Here is a 3,400-nt window from a genome sequence, read left to right on the forward strand (position 1 = left end):
GCCGCTGCGACCTCGACGCGCACGGGGTTGCCGAAGAACTGGTAGAGCTGTGTCGTCACGACGTTGAAGCGTGCCGGGATGGCGATCATGGCCGGGGATCCGAACAGGGCGATCGCCTCGAGGAAGCAGATGATCAGGCCGCCGAGAATTGCCGGCAGGGCGAGCGGCAGGGTCACCTTCCGCATCGTTCGCCACGGTCCCGCCCCCAGGATGTTGGCGGCATCCTCCATCTCCGATGACACCAGCTCCAGCGCCGCCGTGGTGAAGATGAAGATGTAGGGGAACGAATAGAGCGCGATGACGACGGCAAGGCCGGTGAAGCTGTAGATATTGAAGGGCCCGGCCTCGGCGCCCGTCACCAGCATGTAGAACCTGTTGAGCCATCCCGCGTTGGGACCGGCCAGCAGGATCCAGGCGACCGCGCCGGTGTAGGGCGGCGTGATGAAGGTCGCCAATACCAGCATGCGCGTGAAGCCGCGGCCCGGCATGTTCGTGCGGGCAACGGCCCAGGCCAGCGGCACGGCGAAGACCCCCGCCAGAGCCGCCGAAGCCGCACCGAGCTTGAGGGAGTTGAACAGCGCATCGATGTAGCGCGCCCGCCCGTAGGCCGTGGCGTAGTTCGAGAGGGTGAAATCGCCGGTTCGTTCGGCCTGGAAGCTGGTGAGCACGAGATAGACGAACGGGCTCACCACCAGGAAAAGCAGAACCGCGATGATCGCGATCCACAGCAGCCAGGTCGAATCGAACCTGCTGGCGCGCTGCACGCGCGCCGGTATTGCCTCCATCGTGGGCGCCGTGACAGCCATTTCAGTCGCCGGCGGTCAGTTGCCGAACGTGTCGCGCCATTGCTCGATCACCTCGGGAATGCCCTTGTCGATCTCCGCCACTGTCGGACGGATCGTCTTGATCTCGCTGATCGGCTTGGCGCCTGGCGGCGAGGGCACTTCCGGCCGCAGCGGAATGGCGAAGTGCTTGGCGTTGATCTTCGCGGCTTCCACCGAATAGAGGTACTCCATGAAGAGCTTGGCGGCGTTGGGGTGCTTGGTGCCCTTCATGATCGCCGACGGCGCGATGATGAGGACGGCACCGTCAGTCGGATAGGAGACAGCCAAAGGGTTGCCGCGCGCCGCGCTGAACAGCGTCGAACCGTCGGCGCCGGCGGCGACCTGCCGCTCACCGGCGTTCAGCGCCGTCACGGTATCGTTGATCGAGCGGCCAATCTGCGGCTTGTTCTTCTCGAGCTTCTCGAAGTACTGCCAGCCATAGAGCTTCTTCATCGTCAGCACCCAGGTGCCGACATAGCCGGAGAAGCCGGGATGTCCGATCGACACCTTGCCTTTCCATTTGATGTCGGACAGGTCCTGCCATTTCTTTGGCGCGTCCTCGGCTTTCACCTTTGACGTGTTGTAGGTCAGGGTCACCAGTCCGGCCGACGTGGTGTGGTAGAAGCCGTCCGGGTCGAAATTCTGGAAGGCAGGCAGGATTTTCGGCGATGTCTCGGGGACATACTTGTCGAACCGACCCTCGGCCTTCAGGCGGACATAGTGGCCGACGTCCGTCGACGAGAACACGTCGCAGATCGTCTGGTTGTTCTTGATGTCCTGAAGCAGGCGCTGGTAGGCCACCTGCGCCGTAGTCCGGACGACATTGACCTTGACGCCGGACATCTCGGTGAATCCTCGGCCGAGGTCTTCTGCGCCTTCCGACGTGTAATGCGCGATGTACCAGGTGAGCTCGCCTTCCTTCTTGGCGGCCTCTGCAAGTGCCTTCATGTCAGCGCGCGCTGCCGCAGGCGGCAAGGCAAGAGCAGCCACGATGGCAAGACGTACCAGAATCTTCATGATTTCCTCCCTGACAATGGTCTTATTTTTGTTGGATGAGATACGATCACACGAAGCGCCACGCGACAAGCGCGGGGCGTCCAGAGGAAGCGCATGACGGAAGACGAGCGATCCGCCGGTTGGGCCGCCTACTACGACAAGCTGCGGGACCGCCCGCCGCGTCGTACGCTGCTGGCTGCGCTCGACAACTTTGGCACGACGCCCGCTGGCGCACTCGCGCTCGACTTGGGCTGCGGTGACGGCCGGGACGCCGTCGAGATGCTGCGCCGCGGCTGGCGCGTGATCGCCGTCGATGCCGAACCCGAGGCCTTGCGGCAGCTGCAGGCACGGCCCTTGCCACCCGAAAGCGACGTGACCGCCGTCGTTGCCCGGCTGGAAGAGGTCCCGATCCCCCTGGGTGTGCAATTGATCAACTCCAGTTTCGCCATGCCGCTTTGCGAGCCGCAGGCCTTTCACGATCTTTGGGGCCGCATCCGGGAAGGACTTCCGCCCGGCGGCCGCTTCAGCGGCCAATGGTATGGCCCGCGCGACAGCTGGGTCGGCCGGCCGGGCATCACCTTCCTGAGTCGCGAGAATGCCCTCTCCATGCTCGAAGGTTTCGATCTAGAAATGTTCGAGGAAGAGGAAGCCGATGGGGTGACGCCGCGCGGCACGGCCAAGCATTGGCACATCTTCCATATCGTTGCGCGGAAGCCCTGACGCCCGCCGAAGTGGACAAGGCGGCAGCCGGTGTCCGACACTCCGGCGCCTGATCGAAGGAGGCTCCATGACCGCCGTTCCCGTCACTGCCGAGATCGCCAAGCGGGCCGCCCATCTCGCCTGGAACGACCTGCCGGACGATTTGATCGAGCGCACCAAGCAGTGCCTGCTCGACTGGTTCGCCGTGACCGTCGCCGGCGCTCAGGAGGAACTCACCGACATCCTGGTGGCCGAGGCGCTGGAGGATGGCGCCAAGGGACCGGCGACCCTGGTCGGCCGCCCCGAACGGGTGCTGCCGTCGGCCGCCACCTTGATCAATGGCGCCGCCAGCCACGCCCTCGACTACGACGACGTCAATTTCGCCATGGGCGGGCATCCGACCGTGACCGTGGTCCCCGCCCTGCTCGCCCTGGGCGAACAGACCAAGGCCTCCGGACGCCTCTTCATCGAGAGCTTCGTCGCCGGCTACGAAACTTCAGGCCGCGTCGGCCGCCTCGTGGCGCCCAGCCACTACCAGAAGGGATTCCATGTCACCGGCACGGTCGGCTCCTTCTCGGCCACCGCCGCAGCCGGCCGCATGCTGGGCCTCAGCGACAAGCAGCTTGCCGTCGCTTTCGGTATCGCCGCCACCCAGGCCGCCGGCCTCAAATCCAACTTCGGCACCATGTGCAAACCGCTGCACGCCGGCACCGCCTCGGAGCATGGCCTGCGCGCGGCGCGGTTGGCGGCCAAGGGTTTTACCGCGCGCGGTGATTCACTCGAATGCGACCAGGGCTTCGCCTCCTCGCAGAGCGATCACATGAATGCCGATGCCGCTCTCGGCGAACCGCCGGCCGGCTGGCACCTGCGCAACAATCTCT

General features: G+C 65.0%; 4 protein-coding genes. 2 read left to right on the plus strand and 2 right to left on the minus strand.

The window, feature by feature from the left end:
- Both EPO55_RS08305 and EPO55_RS08310 read right to left on the minus strand, forming a co-directional pair.
- Window positions 1–806 (minus strand): ABC transporter permease subunit (locus EPO55_RS08305; RefSeq protein WP_296336157.1); only part of this gene is annotated, 806 nt, incomplete at its 3' end.
- Window positions 807–821: 15 nt separating this feature from the next.
- Window positions 822–1,841 (minus strand): extracellular solute-binding protein, encoded by a 1,020-nt coding sequence (locus EPO55_RS08310; protein WP_296336158.1) that lies wholly within the window; start codon window positions 1,839–1,841, stop codon window positions 822–824.
- A gap of 93 nt (window positions 1,842–1,934) precedes the next feature.
- Between EPO55_RS08310 and EPO55_RS08315 the strand changes: the two genes are divergently transcribed.
- Window positions 1,935–2,540 (plus strand): class I SAM-dependent methyltransferase, encoded by a 606-nt coding sequence (locus EPO55_RS08315; RefSeq protein ID WP_296336159.1) that lies wholly within the window; start codon window positions 1,935–1,937, stop codon window positions 2,538–2,540.
- Window positions 2,541–2,607: 67 nt separating this feature from the next.
- On the plus strand, window positions 2,608–3,400 hold a 793-nt coding region (locus EPO55_RS08320; protein ID WP_296336160.1), incomplete at its 3' end, for an MmgE/PrpD family protein.

The organism is Reyranella sp., from assembly GCF_004296935.1.
Classification (GTDB): domain Bacteria; phylum Pseudomonadota; class Alphaproteobacteria; order Reyranellales; family Reyranellaceae; genus Reyranella.

Excerpts from the sequence above, each read along its gene's own strand:
- EPO55_RS08310 (WP_296336158.1), bottom strand. The coding sequence starts at position 1,841 with ATGAAGATTCTGGTACGTCTTGCCATCGTGGCTGCTCTTGCCTTGCCG.
- EPO55_RS08315 (WP_296336159.1), top strand. The coding sequence starts at position 1,935 with ATGACGGAAGACGAGCGATCCGCCGGTTGGGCCGCCTACTACGACAAG.